Consider the following 20,984-nt stretch of genomic DNA (forward strand, 5'->3'; position numbering starts at 1 on the left):
TCTGGCTTAGTACAGGACGGCTCAAGGTGCCGCTATGGGAAGGGAAAGGTACTTGCCAAGGTCAGGCCCGGCCCCTTGTATCGCCAACAAGTTCGCTAACCGCCTAAAGTACGAAGTTCCGGAAAAATAATGTTTGCGCAGAACCAAATTTTAATTTATGTTTTATAAAATATTTCGTTTGGCTCGGCCTGCACTCTTCTGCTCCTTTATGAGCGCCGAGCCTGGTGTCCGCCTCTCTCGAAGTATGCTCCGTTCAGCACGTCGCTGTACGGTCTTCCGCTATGAGGAGGCACCATTATGTCGATCGGCACCGTTAAGTGGTTCAACCCGACCAAGGGCTTCGGCTTCATTCAGCCGGATGACGGATCCAAGGACGTGTTCCTACATATTTCCGACGTCCAGAACTCCGCCCTACAAGCGCCGAGGGAAGGCGATAAGCTTTCCTACGATCTCCAACGCGGCCAGCAAGGCAAGATCTCCGCCTGCAACTTGAAGCTTGCCTGAGGTGGACCGCAGGGCATTGGCGCTCGTCTCTGCCCTGCCTCTTTTTGCCTGGATACTCCATTCCAACTTGTCAGGCCTGGTGACAGCCCATGCGCAAGGCACTGGCGTCGCCGTGAAGGATAATATGACCATCTCTCAAATTAAGCCTCATTCGACGCCTTCTGATGGGCCTCGCCTGCGTCTCAAGTCGGCACCCGCCAGTCCCTCCGGTCTGACCCTCGAGGAGATCCGCCGGATTATCCTTGATACCATGGGCTAGCTGGAAGCGAGGGCCCACCATCTTCCGGACGAGTACAGACCGACGCCCAGCCGCTCACCTCCTTGCACATAGATTTAAGGATGGCCATGAAGCCCCACCGTCACACCGTCGGCCAGAACCTCATGCTGCTTTCAGCAAAGTCGAAGGGAAAGGCGCTCGAGATCTACACCATAGTCCGTCTGCTTCCGAATGACGGCACAGATCGCGAGTACCGCGTGCGGCACCAGCGCGACGGGCATGAGCGTGTCGTCCGAGAGAGTGACTTGCGTAGCCCGGAAAGTCCGGCCGTCTTCTGACACCCACCCATCGCTTAAAGCCAGCGCCTGCGTAGACCATCCCATAGACATCCCAGGCCGGCCGACTACCAGCAGCGTCGTCCATTCCTTGTGCCTGATGGCAAGGCGCTTGGCCCCTGCGTATGGTTGGCACGTCATAGGCTGCGCCGGGCGGCTTCCTCGATCACCGAGGTCAGCGCCGTTTCCAGCACTGCCTGCAGATCGGGCTGTTCGGGCATGATCGGCGTCCCGACAACGGCGATGCACCGGGCGAAGGGTTTAGGGATAACCATGCGGTCCCAGCTACCGATGCGCCAGGATTGCGCCGTATGTGCAGCACAGGGAACGATGGGCACCTTGGCAGCCACAGCCATCCGGTGGCAGCCCTGTCCGGCTCGGCGGCGCGGGCCACGCGGGCCGTCGGGAACGATGACGGCAACCGACCCGGTGCGAAGAGCACCAAGCAGCTTACGCGTTGCCTTAGTGCCACCGGCGGAGGAACTGCCGGAAGCAACGCGCAAGCCAAAGCGGGCAAGCAGCCGAGCAATCATCTGCCCATCCCGGCTGCGTGAAATCATCACAAGCCCTTCCTTGCGGTGAGCCGGAGGTTGCCCCTGCCAAAAGGCTGACCAGGCCATCGGCATCAACGGCAGACACTCATGCCAGAAAGCCAACATGAAGCCGTCAGGCCTGGAGGCCAGTTCCCGCATCGCTGTGGCGCCATGAATTTCCCAGCGCGCCGTACGGCGGCAGAGGTCGAGATAAACGCCAAGCAGCCGTGCAAGCAAAGCGCTCTGCAGCGAACTGCGCCACGCGCGAGACAGATGCCCCCGCGGCAAAGGGGCGCTCAGCGTGACGGCCTATCAGGCAATATCCGGTAGATCGACAGCATGACATCACGTCCTGAAGTTGTGCTGGCCCTACACTGCTTCTCCTCTGACCACCAGAAGAATTGCCGGCTATCCCGGCTACCCGCCTAGACCGAAGGGCGGGTGCTCAAGAAACTGGCGCAGCTGAGGAGCTGCCGTGTGGCGATAGTAGGTATCGTCGACATCGAAGATCCTGCCAATTTTGTTCGGTCAATTCATGACGCTTGCTTTGCGGATGCCAAGAGGCCATGTTGATGCGGCTACGCCATCACGCTCGATTCACTTTCTTCTCACGCAGAAGAGCTGAGCTCGCGCCGGATCTCTCAGGATTTTCGATCTTCCTTGTGTTGTTGCGTCATGGCTCCATGCGAGCCACAGTCATCATGGCGTCCGCATTGCTCGCCTGTTCAATGGGACAAGCGGATCTGATCCCATCCAGCAGGGTGGACACGCGATAAGCGCCTTTCTCCACCTCTGCTTCGTCCGGCTCTCCAGCTCGAACAGGTCGCACGAAGTAGGGTCAGCAGGGTGAGCTTCTTGCATAGCCTGCGTTGAGTGCGAGCTTCTGCGGGGTGGCATTCGCTGCCCCGTTCCCGTCCTGCCAGCACCTGGCTATGGATCGTCGCCGGTTTGTAGGCTGTCCAGAACAGTGTCCTGCGGAGAATCAGCATGCGACCCCACAGCTTCAATGTCGGCCAGACCGTTCAAATTCACGCAAGCAAGCAGGAACGAAATCTGCCCAGTGGCATGTACACGGTGATGCGCCTTCAGCCAAATGACGGCACTGACCGCGAGTATCGCGTCCGCAGCCAGAGCGACGGCCATGAGCGCATCGTTCGTGAAAGCCAGTTCAGCGGCATGAGCGAGGTGTGGCCCTTCTGGCCTTTACCCACATCCCAAACCGGCACTCGCCCGGAAACCGCCCTGATACGCGAGGGCAGCGTTCGGCAGTTCATCACAACGGTCAGGAAAGAACCATGAGTGTGGAACGGATCATCGATCAGCACGAGGGCTTCCGAAGCAGCATCATAATCCGAGCCGGCTTCGAGATCAGCTACGATTGTCCACAACCGACCCCGATGCTGCTGATGCTCAGCCCGCACTCATCACGCCTGTCTGATATTATGGCGACGCAACGGATAGACTTTTTTCCCACAATGTCGCAGCAGACCTACCACGACAGCTTTGGCAATTTCTGCACACGGATTGTGGCGCCACAAGGTCCGCTCGTCATAGCAAGCAGTTTCAATCTGCGTGATAGTGGCCAGCCCGACCCACAGTATCCGCAGGCGATGCAGCATCCTGTCGATCTCCTACCAGATGCGATGCTGCTCTACCTGCTGGGCAGCCGCTACTGTGACACCGACAAGCTCATGGAAATCGCCTGGTCGCGCTTTGGACATCTGCCGCCTGGCTGGGGCCTGGTGCAGGCCGTCTGCGACTTCACCCATCGCCATATCGTCTTCGGCTACGAACATGCCAGCGCCACGCGCAGCGCCTCGGAGGCCTATGCTGAGCAGCGCGGCGTTTGCCGCGACTATGCCCATCTCGCCATCACCCTTTGCCGCTGCCTCAACATCCCGGCGCGCTATTGTACAGGTTGGCTAGGCGATATCGGCGTGCTTCCTCCACATGGACCTATGGACTTTGCCGCTTGGTTCGAGGTCTGGCTGGGCGATCGCTGGCACAGCTTTGATGCGCGCAACAACACGCCAAGGATCGGACGCATTCTGATGGCCCGTGGCCGTGATGCGACGGATGTTGCCCTGGTGACAACCTTCGGCACATGCACCATGACAGGGTTCCGCGTCGTAACGGACGAGGTAGAGCCTGGCGAAATTCTGCCGTATTAGGCAAGGAATCGAGTTTTCTGAAACCGATCCTGGGCTGCGTCCAATATTGGCTATTGCCTCGCAAGACCCAGTTCGCGCCAAACATGCTCGTATTTGGCAGGATCCAGGCCGCGCGGCTGTGCCGCCAACCATCGGATGGAAGCAAGTCCTGCCTCGGTAAAATAAGCCCGGTGCCCGCATGTGGCGCCGGGTCGTATCTCGAGCAGGCCACGATCCGCCATGCTTTTCACCGCCGACGGTATCCTTGGCTGTCCTGCCTTTGGGCCGCTCCGCCAAATGCGCAGAAACATCCCTTCCAACAGCACGGGAGGGCATCCAAAGCGGATGACCATCTCACTACGGATGAAGTCACGCTCGGAGGTGTTGAGCCTCATGTCGACGCCGTCAACATCGGAAGGGGATGTCATAGTGGCAAACTAGCACATCCCGTCGCCACATGCGCCATCAGATGATGCCTAGTGGCTGGCTTCGGAGGCCCCGCTGGCGAGCGTGCAGCGACGGAGGTTTCGCCGGTCGACTGACGTTGTGCATCACGCTGACCGGCAGGCAGTATAGTCTACAATCTGATCCAGCGACGGGTCGGTGAGAGCAGCGGCAGTCGGCGCGTTGCCTGGGGGTGGCTCTACGATGTCGTCTGCCCAGATGTGCAACCGCCCTGACATCCTTCCACCCCCCGCCGTATGCTTGCTCCTCGCAACACCGTCGATCAGCAGGCGATGCCGGTCGAAGCAGGAGGGAAGATCCAGGCCCTCACCTGGGAAGCAGGCCGCGACCTCGATCAATGCCGATCGGGAAATTGAGCAGGATATCCATCCCTCCTCTACCATCACTCTGAAGAGCATCATCCTGCCATCCCAGTTAGGGCGGAGGACGCGCTGCTGAAATTGGATTTGCATGATTGTTCCATGGTGCCGTGGCGCCGGTCGCCTCGGGCTTGGCGACCGTTTAGGGAAAGGCAAGCGTGTCGAATGCTGATCAATACAAAGCGGCGTCAGAGATACAGGGGCAGTTTTCCGTCGAGCATCTCTCTGGCCACGGTCAGCAACCTTGTGGGGCCGTAAGGCTTCTGCAGCAGTCTATCGCCAGTTTTGAGGCCCTCTGGCCCGTCCAAGACATCCGGCCGCCCTGTGGTGAAGAGGATGGGCGTGCCCGGATAGCGCAGACGCATCAAACCTGCGACGGCGATACCATCTAGCTTTCCCGGCATGTGGATGTCGGTGATCAACAGGCTAAACCGCCTGTCTGCTGCATCGATCAGCGCTGCGGCCTGTTCGCCGCAACACGCTTCACACACCTCGAAGCCCGCGCTACCGAAAACTTCGATGATGACGAAACGGATGAGGGCCTCATCCTCTACAACCAGAATACACACGGTGGCTCCAGTTTCAGGCTGCCCACCGGGCCCAGTTCGCCACACCTAAACGCCGCCAGCCGGGTTTGGTTCATCCGCCGCACGATCTTCTGCGAAGGACAATGGTTGGGGCAACGGTCAGCGTCGAAGCAACCCCGCCGCCCGCAATGCCCTTGAGATTACCTCAGCAGGACCGTTCTCTGCCGCGTGCCAGGCTTGGGCCAATGCGCTCAACGGCGCTCGTGGATCTGCTTGCTCCGGTCTGCCCGGAGGCAGGATTTCCGCCTTCGGCATCGCGTCGCCTCCTGTCGGCAGGCCCCAGAAGGCCAGGATACCATGGGTGGCGGAGCAGCCGGCTTCCAGCACATAAGGACCGGCTTCGCCGCACTGCCCTGCCTTCCTCCCCGCCGCGATCGGCATTCCGTGGCCGAGCCCTACTACCCGGTGCACTGCTACCTGCACGGCGCCACCTTCACCAAACCAGCGTTGCAGCTTCTCCCCACCATCGCCAATGCCGTGCTGAGGAGAGACCCCGGCCAGGTTATGCACGCCAAGCCATTGCTTGGCGACTTCCTCAGCATTGCCGGGATGCACCGTTGTATCAGCCTCGCCATGCCAGACAGCGACCCGTGGCCAAACACCGCAATAGGAACTCGCCGACCGCAATGCCCTGGCGCGGATGGTGGCGGGCAGGTCGAGCGGCCGCGCCATCGCGCCCAGCGCCTCCTGCACGTTGCTGGCGGCGCCATGGGGCAGGCCCGCAATGACCGCGCCGGCAGCGAAGACCTCCGGATAGCAAGCCAGCATGACTGAGGTCATCGCCCCTCCGGCTGAAAGGCCGCTGATGTAGACTTGCCGCGGGTCCAGCGCATGCACCTCCAGCATCTGGTTGATCATCTGCCGGATCGAGAGTGCCTCACCACGGTCGCGACCAGTGTCACCAGGCTCAAACCAGTTGAAGCAGAGATGAGCGTTGTTGGCGCGGCGCTGCTCTGGCATCAGCAGGGCAAATCCCGAGCGCTCCGCCATGTCCGACCAGCCGCAGCCACGGTCGTAGTCTGTGGCCGTCTGAGTACAACCATGCAGCGCCACCACCAGCGGTGCTCCAGGAGGCAGCCCTTGTGGCACGTAGGACAGCATGCGCAGCCCACCCGGGTTGGAGCCGAATTCCACATTGTCGACAAGCCGGCTGCCGGTCTGGGTCCAAGCGCCCTGCATATTGGGCTGACGGCTGATCCGCATCTTTCGGCGCTGGAATTCGACAAGCGCTGAAAGCTTTATCCTGGGAGTCATGGCAGACCCTTCAGCAATGCGGGCCCGAAGGCCAGGCAGGATGGCCCTCGCGTCATGCTGCATAGCAACATGGTATTGGCGGTGTGCTGCTAACAGTGACTGTCGCGTGATGCCCTTCGAAGATTTGACCACCTAGCTACCAGCGAGGGTTTCATATTGTGAGGACTACATTGGCTCCAGGCTCATCCCGGCAGAAGGCTTACCTTTGAAGCCCTCTGATTTTAATCCGCACGAAACCGGAACTGATTTACCGAATTCCTATCGGGACAGCGTTCTTGGTTGCATAGCCCGGGGCCTGTCGAGGACGGCACTCCCAAAATCTCCCCCAAGCTCGGCGCGGTCATCGGCTGTGGCCGGCTGCTCGATCAGGCCACAAGCAGGGTCCACGACCCGGTTGCCCTGGAACAATGCTTGTAATAACGGCCCCCGCAATCGAAGCGCCAGTCGCTCTGGCCCGTTCCTGCAACACGTCCTGTTAGCTTGGTGACGGGTCGCCCGCGATCAACGCCTTGATTTTGGCGGCTAGGCCTTCCAGCGCGAAAGGCTTGGTCAGGACGGACATGCCAGAAGTGGGATAAGCTCCCATAACGGCGCTCTCCGCGTAACCGGTGATGAACAGCACCTTCAGGCCAGGCCTCAGGGCACGCCCGGCATCGGCGAGTTGCCTGCCGTTCATGCCGCCGGGGAGACCAACATCGCTGACCAGAAGGTCCACGCGTGCCGCCGAGCGGAGGATCTCCAGGCCAGACCGGCCGTCCTCGGCTTCAAGAGCGGCGTAGCCGAGATCGCCCAGCACCTCGACGACCAGCATACGGACGCTCGGCTCGTCGTCGACCACGAGAACGGTTTCACCTGGCTCCGCTTGGGGTGGCAGGCCTGGGCTGAGCGAAGCCTCCTCTGGAGCGGCGGCGCTGGTAAGGTGGCGCGGAAGGTAGAGCCGGATCGTCGTACCGCGTCCAACCTCCGAGTGGATCCTGACCTGACCACCGGACTGCCGCGCGAAGCCATAGATCATTGAGAGCCCCAGCCCGGTTCCCTGGCCGATGGGCTTGGTCGTGAAGAAGGGATCGAAGGCGCGTTCTACGATGTCCGGCGACATTCCCGTACCCGTATCGGTCACGCCAAGGGATACATATCCGCCCGGCGACAAACCACGCGGCTCGGCCTGCAGAGGGTTCAAGATGACGTTCTCCACCTCTATCCGAATGCGTCCGCCATCCGGCATGGCATCACGCGCATTGATGCAGAGGTTCAGCAGCGCATTCTCAAGCTGATTCGGGTCCACCAATGTCGGCCACAGGTTCGATGCACTCGTCATCTCGACCGTGATGGAGGGCCCGACCGTGCGGGAGATCAGGTCGCTCAGTCCAGCGGCCAGACGTCCTACGTCGGTCGGTCGGGGGTCCAGGGTCTGCCTGCGTGAGAAGGCCAGCAGCCGGTGGGTCAGCGCCGCCGCCCGAGTGGCGGCCTCCTGGGCCATGCCGATGAACCGCTCCAGCTCGGCGGTCCGGCCCTGCCGCACGCGGGCCTGCAGCAACTCCAGGCTACCAGTAATTCCTGCCAGCAGGTTGTTGAAGTCGTGCGCCAGACCGCCCGTAAGCTGCCCGACCGCCTCCATCTTCTGTGACTGGCGGAGCAGATCCTCCATCCGCTCGCGCTCCGCTGCCTCAACCAGAGCCGCGTCGTGCGCCCGTCTCAGCTCCGTGGTACGCAGGGCCACGCGCTCCTCCAGCGTTTCGTTGAGCTGGTGGAGCCGATCCTCGGCCGTCTTGCGGTCCGTGATGTCCGATGACACGCCAACGAGGCGCGGCCTGGCGCCGTAGCGGTCGCGGACAACGCGTGCGCGGATCTCAGCCCAGTGGGTGCTGCCATCCGGCCAAAGCGTTCGGTACTCGATGGCATAATCGATGCCGTCGGTGATGCTGGCGCGCACGGCGGCCTGCATCCTGTCCCGGTCCAGCGGGTGGATGCTGGCCAGCAGATCGCTGTAGGTGAACGGCACGTTCGGCCCGCGGCCGAAAACGGCCTTACAGGTGGCCGAGCTGGTCAGCACACCGGCCTCGATATCGAACTCCCAGGAGCCGAGGCGTCCGGCCAGGAGGGCCGTCTGCAGGCGTTCCTCGCTCTCGCGCAGCTCCTCGATCCGGGCGCGCGCTTCAAATTGGCGATTGCGGCCTTTCAGGGCCGAGTGGGCGATGCTGACGAGGGTTGCCGGATGAAAGGGGCGCTCCAGGAAGGTGACGTTGCCCAACGCCTCGGACAAGTGCGCCGCGGCTGGGTTCCGTTCCGGGCCGCCGCCACCTCGGGTCAGGACAATGAAGGGCAGGTCGGACCATGTGGGCTGCGCCGCAACCTTTGCCGCGATGCCGCCGAGGTCAGTGCCTCGCAGCGCTTCCTCGGTCACCAGGACAAAGCAGGCATCCTCACCCAGCGCCAACTCAAGGCTCGCCAGGTCGGGGCAGACACGGCTGGTGGCGCCCGCCTCTCGCAGCAAGGCTTCTGCGATGGAGGCATCGCGGCCGTACGGCGTGTGGATCAACGCCTGCGGCAACTGATGCGTGGGGAGGCGCATCTACGGAGCGGCGGGCGTGGTGAGCAGAGGTACCGCATCGCCAACAAAGGTTGGCACGCCGCGGAGCACGCCCTGGAATTGGGTCAGCGCCGTACCCAGGCTGAGCCCACGCTGCCCGATGCGGTATTCTCGGATGGTGTCTTCATGCGTGCCGGTGCGCTTCTTGATAACGGACACGGCGCGCCGGACCTTTCCCAGCGCCTCGAAGTAGCGGAGCAGTATCACCGTGTCCGCCAGATAGGTGATGTCAACCGGCGACTGCATGTCGCCAACCAGCCCATGCTGCGCAACGGTCAGGAAGGTGGTCGCACCCTGGCGGTTCAGGTACTGCAGCAGCTCATGGATATGCAGGACCAGCGCGTTCTCATCCGGCATCGCGGCCTGGTAGCCGTTGAGGCTGTCGATCACGACTGTCTTGGCCTGGGCGAAATTCACCCGCTCCCGCACCCGATGGGCGAACTCGCCGGGAGACAATTCGGCCGCATCCACCTGCTCAACGTGCAGCATCCCGCCGTTACACATCTCCTCAAGGTCAAAGCCCATGGCGCGGGTGCGGTTGAACAACAGGCCCAGCTCCTCGTCGAACACGAAGATTGCGGCCTTCTCGCCGCGCCGGACCGCGGCTGCCACGAATTGCAGCGCAAAGGTGCTCTTGCCCGTGCCCGCAGGGCCTAGCACCAGGGCGCTGGACCCCTGCTCGATTCCGCCGCCGAGCAGCGCGTCCAACTCGACGATGTCGCTGGTAATGGCGCGGCGCTCGAAGCCGGTGCGATGCTCGGACGCGACGAGCCGCGGGAACACCTGTACCCCGCCATGCTTAATTGCGAAGTCGTGGAAGCCACCCCGGAAGGATTGACCGCGGTACTTCGACACGCGCAGCCTGCGCCGCTCGGCACCGTATTCCGGGGCCAGCTCCTCAAGACGGATGACGCCGTGCACGACACTGTGGACCGTCTTGTCCAGCGTGTCCGTCGTCAGGTCGTCAAGCAGCAGCACGGTGGCACCGAAGCGGGCGAAGTAGTGCTTCAGCGCGAGGATCTGCCGTCGGTAGCGTAGTGAGCTCTGCGCCAGAAGCCGGATCTCAGACAGACTGTCTAGGATGACGCGGCTTGGCCGAACGCGCTCGAAGGTCTCGAAGATCTGCCTGGTCGCCTCGCCGAGTTCCAGGTCGGAGGAGTACAGCAAGCTCTGCTGTTGCGCCGCGTCCAGCAGGCTCTCGGGCGGCACCAGCTCGAAGACCTCGATGTTGTCCGGCAAGGTCCAGCCATGCGATCGGGCGCCTTCCCGCAGTTCACGTTCGGTTTCGGATAAGGTGATGTAGAGGCATCGCTCGCCCGACCGTGCACCCTCCAGCAGGAAGCTCAGGGCGATGGTGGTCTTGCCGGTACCGGGGCTTCCTTCCAGCAGGAACAGGTGGCCCAGCGTCAGCCCTCCGGCCAAGATATTGTCGAGGCCGGTGACGCCGGTGCGCGCCTTCTCCACGGTCAGGCAGTCATCGGCCATGGGTTGTTCCTATCTGGATCAGGACTGCGTCAGGGAGGGAATAATGGGCAATCCTGGACAGCGAGTCCGAGAGCGCCTGCTGGGCTTTCGCCAGATCATAGGCCTGCTGGCGGTCGAGCCAGAAGGCGGCAGGGACACCACAGAACCGCTCCAGCCGCACCGCCATCGCCGGGCTGATGGCGCTGTGCCCGGCGAGGATACGATGCAGGTTTTGCCGGCTCGTCACGAGCTCGGATGCGACTTGGCTTACACTAAGCCCAAGAAAGGGCAGGATCTGCTCGCGCAGTAGCACGCCCGGGTGGTCCGGACAGGTTGGCACATCCGGGGCAGAGGAGTGGCGTGCCATGGAACCGCAAGTGTAAAGCGCCGCTTGACGGAGTGCAATGACCAGAGCGTTACCGTTGGGCCTTGTTGACGGGTCATATCTGCTTCGCCCAGCCTGCCTCTGAAAGCAAACCTTCCACTCTTGGCCAAACCGGGCGGGCTCCTGCCAGTTGCCGCATTCGTTGACACCCAGCTTGGCAATGCGTCGTGTCCGGCTGGATAGCGAGAGGAATTTCATCCCTGATGCCGCTCCATGCAGTCTGCCGACTGTCGTCGTCAGCAGGGCTCTTCTTGGCACCTTCATCGGTCAGTTGCGGGGCATCATCCCTGGCCTGGTCCTGATCCGGATGCTTCCCCATCATCATTGCTTGTGATCTCCACACGCTTATCTCTGGTTAAACCCAGGTTGTGGAGCCTCCGGCAGTTTTCTGCGTGGTCGCTGCCGCCTCATCGCCATGCTTTTTTGGCGAGGGCGAGATAAGCTCGTGCCTACCAATCAGGATACCTTCAGAGGGATCTGCATCCTCGTGGTAGAAGCCGACTACATCGCTGCTATGGAGATAGGCGACTTCCTGGAGGAAGCTGGCGCCACGGTAGTCGGGCTAGTGCCCACCAAAGTTGACGCGCTCAACAATCTGCAGCGTGGTGGATCAACTTGGTCATCTTCAACGCCGTCTTGCGCGATCGACGTGCGGACATGCCGGGCGAATGCTTGCGCCGCCGCGATATCCCTTCCCTGATGGTCAATGACTGGCATCTGCCTGCTGGCGATCCGCTGTGCAAAGGTCGTCTGCAGGTGCTGCATCCAGTGGATCGGCGCCCTTTTGGGAAAGCTGTTCGGAAGCGGCTGGGCCTAGAACAGCGCAGCCGCGCGCCCCCTGGAGCCTACCTGCACACAATAAATGTCTATCACCATGTCGTGCTCAAATTTATTTTCTGAAGGCGTACCAACCCATGTTGTTTCGCCATTGTCGAAATCATGCATTGTAGAAATCCGCCGCTGCGTTGATGCGGAGGCAAAAGACCCCCTTATCCTGGATGCCGGCATTATGTTGAGCGGCCGCAGAATTCTCGTGGCTGAGTCGGACTACTATTCGGCGATGGAGCTTTGTTTCTCTCTTCATGAAGTCGGTGCGATCATCATTGGCCCTGCCTCGAGCGAGGACGCGGCGCTTGACCTCTTGCTGCCCGGCCAAGTGGACCTGGTGGTCTTCAATGCCTGGCTCCGCGATCAGCGGGTCACGTTGCTCGCCGAATGCCTTCGCCGCCTGCGGGTGCCGTCCGTGATGGTGAACGACAGGCTGCTGTCCAGCAGCGATCCCTTGTGCCAGGGACGCCCGCAAATGCTTCATCCATTGACGCATGACCGCTTCCAACGGGTTGTCGCCAATTTGCTGCCGGCGTGATCGCAGCTTGCCTGGGCGGCTGCGGGCGCCCAGCTTTACACGATAACGCCGACTTCTCATGTCGGGAGCTCTGCACATCGCAAGCCCCCCTTGCGGAAAATCATTCCGCTCTCACAATCTAGGCGCTGGGTAACATCCGGCTGTGGCTTGATCTCCCACAGCGAAGGGGGGGGTGATATGCGTAACAGCTTGCCTGTCCAAAGCAGACGCATCCTGCTCGTCGAGCCCAGTTATCTCGTGGCCATGGATCTCTGCCAAAAGCTGCGACGAGGCGGAGCCATTGTGTTGGGCCCGGTTCCGAAGGTGGAGCAGGCTCAGATGATGCTCGCTAGGAAAGATGTCGAAGCGACGCTGTTTAGCGCCTCGCTTCCTGGCGGCGAGGCACTGGCAGCACAATTGGCCGTTTGGCGCTCGCCGTCGCTGCTGCTTTCGTATGTCCCGTTGCCTGCCGGGCATCCTATCCGCTCCGGGCGTCCCCAGCTGGTCATTCCTGCTGAGGACGAAGCTCTGCTTCAGGCAGCGGGTGCACTGTTCCTTCCTCAGGACAGCTCCGCTTAGACCTGGTCCGAATGCCGGCACTGTCGTGCGAGCTCCGTCAGGAAACACACTTCCCATTTCAGTGAACCCAACCTGGGTGAATGCGACCATTAGGCTTATGGCCTTCTCTGCGGTTTGACGTTGGGAAGCAGGAGACATGACCGGCAAGTCGCGAAGCTCATTCATCGACGGCCGCGTCTTGATCGTCGAGGAGCAACGCGAGACTGGCGAGGTGATCTGTGAATGCCTCAGGAGTGCTGGTGCAGAGATTGTCGCTCTGGTGCCAACGTTTGCGGCGGCTCTGCAACTCCTGCTGCGCGAGCCGGTCGATGCCGTGATCTTCGATGCCGACCAGATCAGTGACAGCGAAGCCATTTTGCTGGCTGAGGAGCTGGACACCCGGCGCATGCCTTCGCTGATGCTGAATGGCGAGCCGGTGCCGGCGGGATCGCCGCTGCATGAAGGTCGGGCAGAGATGCTTTGGCCGTTCTCGGAGGTTGCCTTGCAGGAGATGGTGCGCGGCTTGGTGCAGGAAGCCCGGCGCAGGCTGCCACGTCCCCGTTGAAGCCCAATCAAAGCACGATAACCTTTTATTATCAGGCTGAGCATCGACAGGCTGGGCGTTGCCACGAAGTGACATTGACAGATGCCTGGACGGGGCCATTTCCAAGCAGTGACGCCGCTATCTGCATAGGTTAAGCAGGCCTCAATGCCGCAATTGATCATTCGATCCGACCACACTATCCGACTGTTCGCTGCCAGGGCCGCAGGTGAAGGCCTATGGACCCGTAGAGCGGTGCTGACATTGAAGGCCGATGGCCAGATCTTCGAAGCGACCTCGTCTCCGTGCTCTGATCCTGACGTCGGTATTGAGGACGTACTGTTCCGTGTTCGGCGACTGGCTGGTATTTCCGTCACCTTAACTCGATAGGCCCCGCTTATCGTGCTCATGCCAGGCGCTGCGGCACCTGCCGCAATCCCTCATCATCGGCAACCGCGGGTGGGCCTGCGGCAACATTGTTCTGAAACCCGGCCGTTTCATGTTGCGTTGCAGCATCACCCCTAAAGCTTTGGCGGGGCGTAACCGGTGACAGGAACGCTGCATGCCGCGCCTTTCCTTGGTCAGCCAGTCCAACATTCGGCAAAACGCCCACCATGAAGCGCAGCTTTGGCGGGATCTGGTGCGCAGCGCCTCGCTCGACTTCGACGCTGCCGCGCAAAAGCTGATGGCGGCGCCAAATGATCAGGCTGCGCTGGACGCCTTCAGGGCATGCGCCAATCGGCTGATGCACGCCTTGGGCGGCCGCTACCAGTGCGACGTCGCGCTGAACGCGATCGCGGGGCGTCCGAAGCTCCAGAGCTGAACGCAAACCCCTATTTGTCGTGGGTCGGGAAGCATGACTGCCCAATGCCACAGCGGACGGTTTACGAGAGCCAGAACCTGGCGTGATAGTTTGCCGGGCCCCTAGTCCTTGCGGGCCCTCTGCGCGGCATCGATCATCTTCGTGACCATCTCTGCTGAGCCTTCCACGATGAAACTGTTCTTCTGTTTGACACCGAGGCAAACCACTGCCTTCGAGAGATCTTCGTGATGGGGCTTCACTAAAACTATCTTGTCTACATTCAGATAGACCGTGTTTCCCTTCCCGATCTTGAAGGCAAGCATAGACACGTCCGTTTTTCCTTGCTGATGCTGCTTGTTCAACAAGGCCACAGCTCTTCCGGTTCCATCTGTCTTCTTTTTCCGAGGCTCGGAAATCCCCATTCACCGTGCCCAGATGCGGCACCAGGCGCAATGCCATGATCAGAGGCCCCGGCCGGCGGCGACCAGCGCCTCGCGGGCTGCCTTCAGTGCCGCCAACGCATCGCCATGCCGGTTCGCTGCAACGTCGTCGCCGTCAACCTCCTCCATCATCTCGGCCGGGCCTCGATGCCGGCCTGCAGCTCCTCCTGCATCTCGCTCTGCTTCTTGTGCAGTTCGATGCGGCGATCATCACCGGCGCCAGCCAGCCAGACTTTGACCATGTCCTCGGCCTCGCAGCGCATGCGATCCGGGGCGGCTGGCTTGGTGGCTAGGTCGTGCAGGCGCATGAGGGCAACCTGGGTTTTAATCGGTTTGGGCCGCGGCTCGGAGGCCGAGCGGGTGGGCTTGCGGGCTACAGGCGTCTCCAGAGCATGCGCGCAGGGGCGCTGCGCTGCACCCTGAAAGGCGAACGAAAGAGAACAAGACGAGCATTGTGACGTCCTTCTCGTGCGCAGAGCGAACAGCTTGGACTCTACTGGAGAGCCCCTCCCCTGCCCTTCCCTGCTATCCGACCGCCGCTGGCGCCTCCTGCAGACCCCAACGCTGCAGCGCTGCCGCCAACCAAGTCGGGTCTGGCGGTTCGGCCGAGCCAGCGCCTTCCCAGAGCACCGCCTCTTCGCGGTTTTTATCCTCAGATTTTAAGGCTGAGCGGCTGTCGGTATCGCTTGGCCGGGGCCAAGCCGCCGGCGCTCGGAACAGGTAGACGTTGGTCACCTGCGTCCAGCGGCCGCCGATAACCAGGCCACGCCGCACGCGCAGCAGGATGCCTGCGGCCTCAAGCCGGTCGATCGCCGCCTGTACCGTGGAGCGGGCCAGCGCTGTCGCCTGGGCGAGCTGCGCCAGGCCGGGATCGCAGGCCCCCGCCCTGCCCCATCCCCGATAGAGCAGCGCGTGCAGCACGCGCAGGCCCGTCTGCAGCAGCTCGCCGCCGTGCCGGCCGCTGCCGGGCTGGCGCGTCTCGCGCTCCCGCCTGCGGGCCGCATCCATCAGCCGCACCCTGTCGGTGTGGCCTAGCCGCTGGCGCTGCCAGGCGGCGACATGCATCGAGCCGCGGCGCGCAGGCACCATCGCTCGCCGGCCCTGCATGGGGGCCTGGTGGGTCTTCATTTCCTGTCCTGTCGGTTAGTCCGACAGGCCGCAGACAAGCCACCAGAGTTCGCAAGTTGGCGCTTGCGCTGGAAGGCTCATCAAGGCAGGATGCGCTTAGAACCTAGTCGCGGTCCTGCCCTGGCAGACTGTCGGAAAAGCTCCCCGGTTGGCGCCGTGGGGGCTTTTTTCGTTTCTGGATGCTAGTGCGATTCGGCTCCTCTTCACGCCGGCATCATGGCGATCTGCTATCCGTGCCAGTGTTAAGCACTCGCTGCAAGCCTTTACGAACAAAGACTTATTGTTCATCGCCCCGGATATCCATAGTTCCGGATATCCGGTATTTTATTAACCGGATAACCGGAATTAAGGAAGTCCGGGATTTCCGGTTGTCAGGAAACCCGGTTTTCCGGATAGTCGCGGCATGAAAAGCACGCCAATTCTGGCTCTTGCGAGCACCAAGGGCGGTGTCGGCAAGACCACCCTCACCTTCTGCCTCGCCATTGAAATGGCGCGCCGGTTATCCGGAAATCAGGATAATCGGGATTCCGGAAATCCGGATGAATGGGTGGTAGAGTGCATCGACGCCGACCCCAACCGGACGCTTTATGAGGCTGTCCGCAAGGGGCGCCCAAAAGGCGTCCATGCCGAGATTGCCACTGCCGAGACGCTCTTGCCTGCGGTGGCCGCCGCGACGGCACGGGCCAAGGTGGTCCTGATCGACCTGGAGGGCACCGCCAACCAGGCGATGCTCTATGCCTGCGGCAAGGCCAGCCTAGTCATCATTCCCGCGCAGCCCAGCCTGTTCGACGTGGTCGAGGCCATGAAAACCAGCGCCGTGGTTGCCCAGGCCGCAGACCTCACGGGGCGAGACATCGAAGCGAAAGTGATCCTAACCCGGACCCCCGTGCTGCGGCAGCGGGTCGCCGAACACAGCCGCCGTCAGTTCGAAGCTAAGGGCCTACCGCTCATGCGATGCGAACTGGTGGAGCGTGCTGCCTTCAAGATGATGACCTACACGGGGCAGTCGCCCAGCGAAGATGATCCGGAAGGTGGCGCAGCCTCGAATGTGGCGGCGTTAACAGACGAGGTCATGGGCCTACTGGGGATGCCAATCTGATGGGCAAGAGGCCGATGCCCGCGCTGCCCGACATCGCGGACGAAGAAATCAAATCCCGCCTGGAGCCTCTTGCGGAGAGGGTGTTGCCGAAGCGACAGGCAGCTCCGCCACCCCGTGCCAAGGTGGTCAACGCCGAATTCCTGATGCCTGAAACCGTGAAGACCGAGCTGAAGGTTAGGGCGGCGCAGCGAGGCATTTCTGCATCGAAGCTGCTGCTTGAGATCCTCCGAGAGGCGGGACTGCCGGTGACCGACGCCGATCTGATCGACCATCGTAAGCTTCCCCGGAAGTCCTGATATCCGGTTATCCGGAGTATGTTAAAATCCGGATTTCCGGATAACCAATTTATTCGGTTATCCGGAAGTCCGGTTCGCTATGCTGGGCAGGGGGCGCCCACCATATTGGCGGCCACCTGCACTGCGAGCTGCTAGGCGTCGCTGGCCACTTAAAGTTCAATACTCAGGCCGGTAGCTGCCAACCACTAGTGCAGTGATTGCCAGATCGGCCTCTCCAGAGGCGTGGCTGTAGTCTTCCTCTGAGCAGTCGATGGTCTGATCGACATCTTCGGCATCGTCCATGGCGACGCTCGGCGCAGGAAGAATGATCGGGTCCTGAAAGGCCGGGTGCGAGCTGCGCGGCCAAAGCAGATGCCGCCCACGCTCGTCGACCTGGTACTCCTTCAGGGTGGCTTCAAAGCCAGCAGCGCCCCGGCGCTGCACCACCACGCGTTCGCCTGGCCGCGGCAGTCGCCCCAGATCGGTGTAACGGATGACCACCACCATGCTGCCGTTCGGGTAGACCTTGTCCATGGAATCACCGCGCACCAGAAGGCCGTATTTCGGGATCCCCGGATAGCGGGGATCTGCTGGCACGGTGATCGGGAACCATTCTTCTGACTGCCACTCCATGGCCTCACGCCAGACGCCGGCCTGCACATGGCTGCGCACCTGCACCGGCTCCATCGTCACGGGCCCGAGGCTGACCTCCGCCGGGGCAGGGCTGTCAGAGACGGCCGCTTCCAGGAAGTAGGCGGGCGGGACACCCAGCACGTCTGCCAGCCGCTTCAGGTTCTCGGGCTTGGGCGCGTGCTCCCGCGGCGGCTTCATGTGGCGGATGGTGTTCTCGCCCACGCCCGCCATCAGGCAGGCCTTCCGCTCGCTGAGCGGGCGGGTGGGCGTGCCCATGGCGCGGAGGCGCTCATCGATCCGGGAAAGAAGCAGCTCGTATTTCATGATAGTTGTAAAAATCACCTTGCCGGTATTCCGCGCTACTCCTATCGTCGCAAAGAAGGCAAGTCCAGCAGGAGCGGAGCAGCTCCAGCGTTCAAGGCTGGCATCCCTTTATCTCCCGCGCAGCAGCCTCTGGAGCTCCTCTAACCATGTCCCCTCCCTGCCGCGCCAGAGATTTGTTCTCCATACGTTCGAACGAGGCTGTCCTCCTGGCGCCACGTCGGCCGGATGGAGGAGGTTGCCTTCCATGACGCCGCAGCAGCGCTGGCGAACCGAGCCGCGGATGGAGAGCATCGGCCCTCCGAACGATCTCGCCTTGCTGACCGAACTCGCTCGGGTCGCTGGTTATCTGCTGGTGCCGGTGCACCAGGGCAGGGCAGGGGACCTCCATGCCTGCCTGGCAGCCTGGTCGCAGGAGATCGATCAGACCAAGGCTCTGGCCTCAGAGGTGTTCGGCACCGGCAGGATCAGCGCCATGGATGCCGGTCACCTCGAGGCGCAGGTCAGAAGTCTGGCCGAGAACGGCAGGTCGCTGGCCGCCAGCCTCAGAACCCAGCTGCAGCATGCCGGCTGGCGTGTGCGTCCCCCACGCACCTGCAGTCGGCCTGCCGCCGCGCTCTGAACCGACCTTCCCCCCCCCCGCTTGCTACCCAGGATCCGCTGAGAGCCATGCCGCGCCGCCCGACAGACCTGATCCAGGTCGCCATGTCCGATCCCCGCTTCCGTCTGCTCTCCTTTGCCGAGGTCGGCTTCTGGGTGCACCTGATGAACATGCTGCTGTCGGCGCCGGTGCGAGGTCAGCTGCAGTTTTCGGGTACGGCTTCGGTTCCCGCTTTGGTTTCCCGTTTGGTTTCCACGGCGGAACCCATGTCGGAAACCGAAGCGGAAACCCAACTGCAAACCTTCTGCGAGCTCGGCTTGATTGAGCTGGACGAAGCCAGCCGGACCATCTTCCTGGCTGGCGCAAGGGACACGTCACGCCGCGCTGAGGCCGCTCGGATCAACGGCCTGAAGGGCGGCCGGCCGCGCAAAGGCGAGACGCTCGAGGAGCGGCGGGAACGCCGCCAGGGCTCCTTCATGCTGCCCATCCGGGGAGGGCTGGCGGAGCCTCGGAAAACCGAAGCGGAACCCAACGGGGAAAGCTCGCGCGCGGTACTAACTACTACTACTAAACTTACTGGTAGTAGTAACGCGCGCGAGGAAACCGAAGCGGCCGCGCTGGTGAAGGAACTGACCGGCCTGGCGGGCTTCAGGCCGCGGATGCAGGGCAGGGAGCTGGAGATCGTCGCCGGGTGGCAGGCCGCCGGCGTCTCGGCCGAGGGCATGCGGGCGGTCGTGCAGGAGGTCGCCAACCGCGCGAGCTACGACCCTGGCGCTGTGAAGACCCTGGGCTACTTTACGCCCGCCATGCACGAGGCCGCGGGCTTGGGCGCGCAGAGCCGCCAGGCCTCGGCAGCATCCCTGGTCTATAACCCGCCGCGTCCGCCGGCGGCCCAGCGGGACGCGCAGGGCTTTACCGCCGATGAGCGCAGCCGGATGGATGAGCTTCGGGCGATGGCCCGCGATGGTGTTCCCCGCGACAACCAGCGCCGCATCAACGCCGAGGGCATCATGCGGCACCTGTACCCTCACCTCTGGGACATCATGGCGGCGGAACTGGACCTGGCAGCCTGACCAACATGCGACCGGAAAAAATCCGGCATTAACCTGCCAACAGCAAAATTGTTCTTTATTTGTTCCGTAAAGAGGCTAGATCCTGACCCTGATAGCTCACGAGGGGAGGGAGGATGGCCGCGCAAAGGAAAGTCGCTCAGAGGCGTGCTGGAGGAACTCCCACCCAGGCCCGTGTGGCGGGAGGCCAGCTGGTCCGGCTGACACGGACGCCGGTCTTTCCGCCGGCGGAGATCACGCACCGCCGGCCAGTCGAACCCGATCCCGCCCCGCCGGATCCAGGGCGCATGGAACGGCTGGAGCAGCGGGCAGGACTGCTGATCCGCCAGGAGATTGCGCGCGACCGCGCCGAGCGGCAGGCGCAGCAGCTGCAGCGTGCCCAGCAACTCAGCAGGGGGGACCAGGCCGCAGGCATGGGCCGTAGAGCGGCTCAGGAGGGCCTGGAGGCGGTTCGGGACCGCGGGGCGGAGGGCAGGGCCATGCGGGCGCGTCCTGCGGCCGTAGTGACCCTTCCAGGCGAGGCGGAAGACGTCCGCCGCATGCTCGACAGCAATCCGCTAACGGTGCTGGACCTCACGGCCCGGCAGATGGAGGCAGCGCAGGTGCTTGCTAGCACTTATCGCGATGCCCGGCCGGCGATGGAGATGCCGAGGGGCTATGGCAACGGACATCGTGGTGGGCTGCGGCACCTCAGCCATGACGAGTACCTGGCCGCGCAGCGTGCCTGGCAGGACTACCGCAACTGGCTCGAGGTCGTCGTGAAGCGGCTCGGGCCGCAGCATGCTGCATCGGTGCGGGATGCTGTGGTACTTCAGGAGCCGGCGCCGGCCTGGCGGGTGCGGCAAGCGCTGGACACTCTGGCCGCTTATTGGAAACTCCCGTAGGGAGCAGGCCTGAGACTTCACCGTCAGCTGCGATGCTGGATTGGTCACAGTCGACTTTGATTGAGGAGCCATCCTTTGATGGAACCCGCACCTCCCCTTGGGAACTCACCTGCCGGCCTGCGTCAAACCGCTGATGAGGAAAAAAGCCCGCACCGGTCGCAGCCCTGCATGCCAGTCCTCATCGAGGAGCTGATTGCCAGCAGCGGCAAGCCTTACATTTCAGCCCAATTGCTCTCATCGCCTGATCTCTGCGGCCTTCTCGAGGACATGCAGATCGTGCCGCCGCGGACCCGTGCGCTGAAAGGCGTCTTGGAAGCCATAGGATTCCGCCCGCTAGGTCGTGTCACCGTTGAAGGGACGCCTCGCCGGTACTGGAGCCGTCAGCCTCATCTTTTTACCCCTGGCATCTGACTGGACGTCAAGCCTAGCTCCGGCCGAATAACC

26 protein-coding genes are annotated in these 20,984 nt (G+C 62.4%); 15 read left to right on the forward strand and 11 right to left on the reverse strand.

Annotated features, from left to right (window positions below):
* Positions 1–297: 297 nt before the first annotated feature.
* Both BKE38_RS01910 and BKE38_RS01915 read left to right on the forward strand, forming a co-directional pair.
* Positions 298–504 (forward strand): cold-shock protein, encoded by a 207-nt coding sequence (locus tag BKE38_RS01910; RefSeq protein WP_076955683.1) that lies wholly within the window; start codon positions 298–300, stop codon positions 502–504.
* A 345-nt stretch (positions 505–849) separates the two neighbouring features.
* Entirely contained in the window at positions 850–1,059 is a 210-nt protein-coding gene (locus BKE38_RS01915) for a hypothetical protein (RefSeq protein WP_076955684.1), read from the forward strand.
* Positions 1,060–1,193: 134 nt separating this feature from the next.
* On the opposite strand, the gene BKE38_RS01920 is transcribed toward BKE38_RS01915, so the two are convergent.
* Positions 1,194–1,826: a lysophospholipid acyltransferase family protein gene (locus BKE38_RS01920; RefSeq protein WP_131829466.1), complete on the reverse strand. Its 633-nt coding sequence runs from the start codon at positions 1,824–1,826 to the stop codon at positions 1,194–1,196.
* Between the two features lie 750 nt (positions 1,827–2,576).
* Here BKE38_RS01920 and BKE38_RS32755 point away from each other — a divergent pair.
* Positions 2,577–2,888, forward strand: a complete 312-nt coding sequence (locus tag BKE38_RS32755) for a hypothetical protein (RefSeq protein WP_207553462.1) — start codon at positions 2,577–2,579, stop codon at positions 2,886–2,888.
* Positions 2,885–3,760 (forward strand): transglutaminase-like domain-containing protein, encoded by an 876-nt coding sequence (locus BKE38_RS01930; RefSeq protein WP_242662133.1) that lies wholly within the window; start codon positions 2,885–2,887, stop codon positions 3,758–3,760. Before BKE38_RS32755 ends, BKE38_RS01930 begins: the two co-directional genes overlap by 4 nt.
* A gap of 530 nt (positions 3,761–4,290) precedes the next feature.
* On the opposite strand, the gene BKE38_RS33765 is transcribed toward BKE38_RS01930, so the two are convergent.
* The 6 genes from BKE38_RS33765 to BKE38_RS33900 form a co-directional block, all read right to left on the reverse strand.
* A complete protein-coding gene (locus tag BKE38_RS33765) occupies positions 4,291–4,656 on the reverse strand; it encodes a DUF1488 family protein (RefSeq protein WP_076955687.1) in 366 nt (121 codons plus the stop codon).
* A 95-nt stretch (positions 4,657–4,751) separates the two neighbouring features.
* A complete protein-coding gene (locus tag BKE38_RS01940; protein WP_076955688.1) occupies positions 4,752–5,132 on the reverse strand; it encodes a response regulator in 381 nt (126 codons plus the stop codon).
* Between the two features lie 117 nt (positions 5,133–5,249).
* On the reverse strand, positions 5,250–6,353 hold the full coding sequence (locus BKE38_RS01945) for an extracellular catalytic domain type 1 short-chain-length polyhydroxyalkanoate depolymerase (RefSeq protein ID WP_076955689.1): 1,104 nt from the start codon (positions 6,351–6,353) through the stop codon (positions 5,250–5,252).
* Between the two features lie 526 nt (positions 6,354–6,879).
* On the reverse strand, positions 6,880–8,976 hold the full coding sequence (locus tag BKE38_RS01950) for an ATP-binding protein (RefSeq protein WP_076955690.1): 2,097 nt from the start codon (positions 8,974–8,976) through the stop codon (positions 6,880–6,882).
* Positions 8,977–10,479 (reverse strand): ATPase domain-containing protein, encoded by a 1,503-nt coding sequence (locus tag BKE38_RS01955; protein WP_076955691.1) that lies wholly within the window; start codon positions 10,477–10,479, stop codon positions 8,977–8,979.
* Complete coding sequence (locus BKE38_RS33900) at positions 10,469–11,107, reverse strand: HigA family addiction module antitoxin (RefSeq protein WP_408887415.1); 639 nt, start codon at positions 11,105–11,107, stop codon at positions 10,469–10,471. The genes BKE38_RS01955 and BKE38_RS33900 overlap by 11 nt, the downstream gene beginning before the upstream one ends.
* Before the next feature lie 351 nt (positions 11,108–11,458).
* Between BKE38_RS33900 and BKE38_RS31250 the strand changes: the two genes are divergently transcribed.
* From BKE38_RS31250 to BKE38_RS01975, 5 genes are all read left to right on the forward strand, one after another.
* Positions 11,459–11,743, forward strand: coding sequence for a hypothetical protein (locus BKE38_RS31250; RefSeq protein ID WP_131829467.1), 285 nt, complete (start codon positions 11,459–11,461; stop codon positions 11,741–11,743).
* A complete protein-coding gene (locus BKE38_RS01965; protein ID WP_131829468.1) occupies positions 11,706–12,209 on the forward strand; it encodes a response regulator in 504 nt (167 codons plus the stop codon). Before BKE38_RS31250 ends, BKE38_RS01965 begins: the two co-directional genes overlap by 38 nt.
* Before the next feature lie 177 nt (positions 12,210–12,386).
* A complete protein-coding gene (locus BKE38_RS31255; protein ID WP_131829469.1) occupies positions 12,387–12,767 on the forward strand; it encodes a response regulator in 381 nt (126 codons plus the stop codon).
* 136 nt (positions 12,768–12,903) lie between these two features.
* Positions 12,904–13,311: a response regulator gene (locus BKE38_RS01970; RefSeq protein WP_076955694.1), complete on the forward strand. Its 408-nt coding sequence runs from the start codon at positions 12,904–12,906 to the stop codon at positions 13,309–13,311.
* A 538-nt stretch (positions 13,312–13,849) separates the two neighbouring features.
* Complete coding sequence (locus BKE38_RS01975) at positions 13,850–14,110, forward strand: hypothetical protein (protein WP_076955695.1); 261 nt, start codon at positions 13,850–13,852, stop codon at positions 14,108–14,110.
* A gap of 101 nt (positions 14,111–14,211) precedes the next feature.
* Here BKE38_RS01975 and BKE38_RS01980 read toward each other — a convergent pair whose 3' ends face one another.
* The 3 genes from BKE38_RS01980 to BKE38_RS01985 form a co-directional block, all read right to left on the reverse strand.
* Positions 14,212–14,511 (reverse strand): hypothetical protein, encoded by a 300-nt coding sequence (locus BKE38_RS01980; RefSeq protein WP_131829470.1) that lies wholly within the window; start codon positions 14,509–14,511, stop codon positions 14,212–14,214.
* Between the two features lie 146 nt (positions 14,512–14,657).
* Complete coding sequence (locus BKE38_RS31260; protein ID WP_131829471.1) at positions 14,658–14,837, reverse strand: hypothetical protein; 180 nt, start codon at positions 14,835–14,837, stop codon at positions 14,658–14,660.
* A gap of 217 nt (positions 14,838–15,054) precedes the next feature.
* Positions 15,055–15,657 carry a hypothetical protein gene (locus tag BKE38_RS01985; protein WP_076955697.1) on the reverse strand — a complete coding sequence of 201 codons (603 nt, stop codon included), beginning with the start codon at positions 15,655–15,657 and terminating at the stop codon, positions 15,055–15,057.
* A 403-nt stretch (positions 15,658–16,060) separates the two neighbouring features.
* Here BKE38_RS01985 and BKE38_RS01990 point away from each other — a divergent pair, with 403 nt between their 5' ends.
* Both BKE38_RS01990 and BKE38_RS01995 read left to right on the forward strand, forming a co-directional pair.
* Positions 16,061–16,756, forward strand: coding sequence for a ParA family protein (locus tag BKE38_RS01990; RefSeq protein WP_076955698.1), 696 nt, complete (start codon positions 16,061–16,063; stop codon positions 16,754–16,756).
* Positions 16,757–16,770: 14 nt separating this feature from the next.
* A complete protein-coding gene (locus BKE38_RS01995) occupies positions 16,771–17,052 on the forward strand; it encodes a hypothetical protein (RefSeq protein ID WP_131829472.1) in 282 nt (93 codons plus the stop codon).
* A gap of 156 nt (positions 17,053–17,208) precedes the next feature.
* Here the strand turns inward: BKE38_RS01995 and BKE38_RS02000 are convergent, their stop codons facing one another.
* Positions 17,209–17,988 carry a LexA family protein gene (locus tag BKE38_RS02000; protein WP_076955700.1) on the reverse strand — a complete coding sequence of 260 codons (780 nt, stop codon included), beginning with the start codon at positions 17,986–17,988 and terminating at the stop codon, positions 17,209–17,211.
* 244 nt (positions 17,989–18,232) lie between these two features.
* Here BKE38_RS02000 and BKE38_RS02005 point away from each other — a divergent pair, with 244 nt between their 5' ends.
* The 4 genes from BKE38_RS02005 (at position 18,233) to BKE38_RS31265 (ending at position 20,951) form a co-directional block, all read left to right on the forward strand.
* The gene (locus BKE38_RS02005) at positions 18,233–18,607 is read left to right on the forward strand and encodes a hypothetical protein (RefSeq protein WP_076955701.1); all 375 of its coding nucleotides are present in this window, start codon (positions 18,233–18,235) and stop codon (positions 18,605–18,607) included.
* A 47-nt stretch (positions 18,608–18,654) separates the two neighbouring features.
* Complete coding sequence (locus tag BKE38_RS02010) at positions 18,655–19,659, forward strand: hypothetical protein (RefSeq protein WP_076955702.1); 1,005 nt, start codon at positions 18,655–18,657, stop codon at positions 19,657–19,659.
* 284 nt (positions 19,660–19,943) lie between these two features.
* Positions 19,944–20,540, forward strand: a complete 597-nt coding sequence (locus BKE38_RS02015) for a hypothetical protein (protein ID WP_076955703.1) — start codon at positions 19,944–19,946, stop codon at positions 20,538–20,540.
* A gap of 78 nt (positions 20,541–20,618) precedes the next feature.
* Positions 20,619–20,951: a hypothetical protein gene (locus tag BKE38_RS31265; RefSeq protein WP_131829473.1), complete on the forward strand. Its 333-nt coding sequence runs from the start codon at positions 20,619–20,621 to the stop codon at positions 20,949–20,951.
* Positions 20,952–20,984 lie beyond the last annotated feature (33 nt).

It is taken from the genome of Teichococcus deserti, assembly GCF_001982615.1.
In the GTDB taxonomy this organism is placed as follows: domain Bacteria; phylum Pseudomonadota; class Alphaproteobacteria; order Acetobacterales; family Acetobacteraceae; genus Pseudoroseomonas; species Pseudoroseomonas deserti.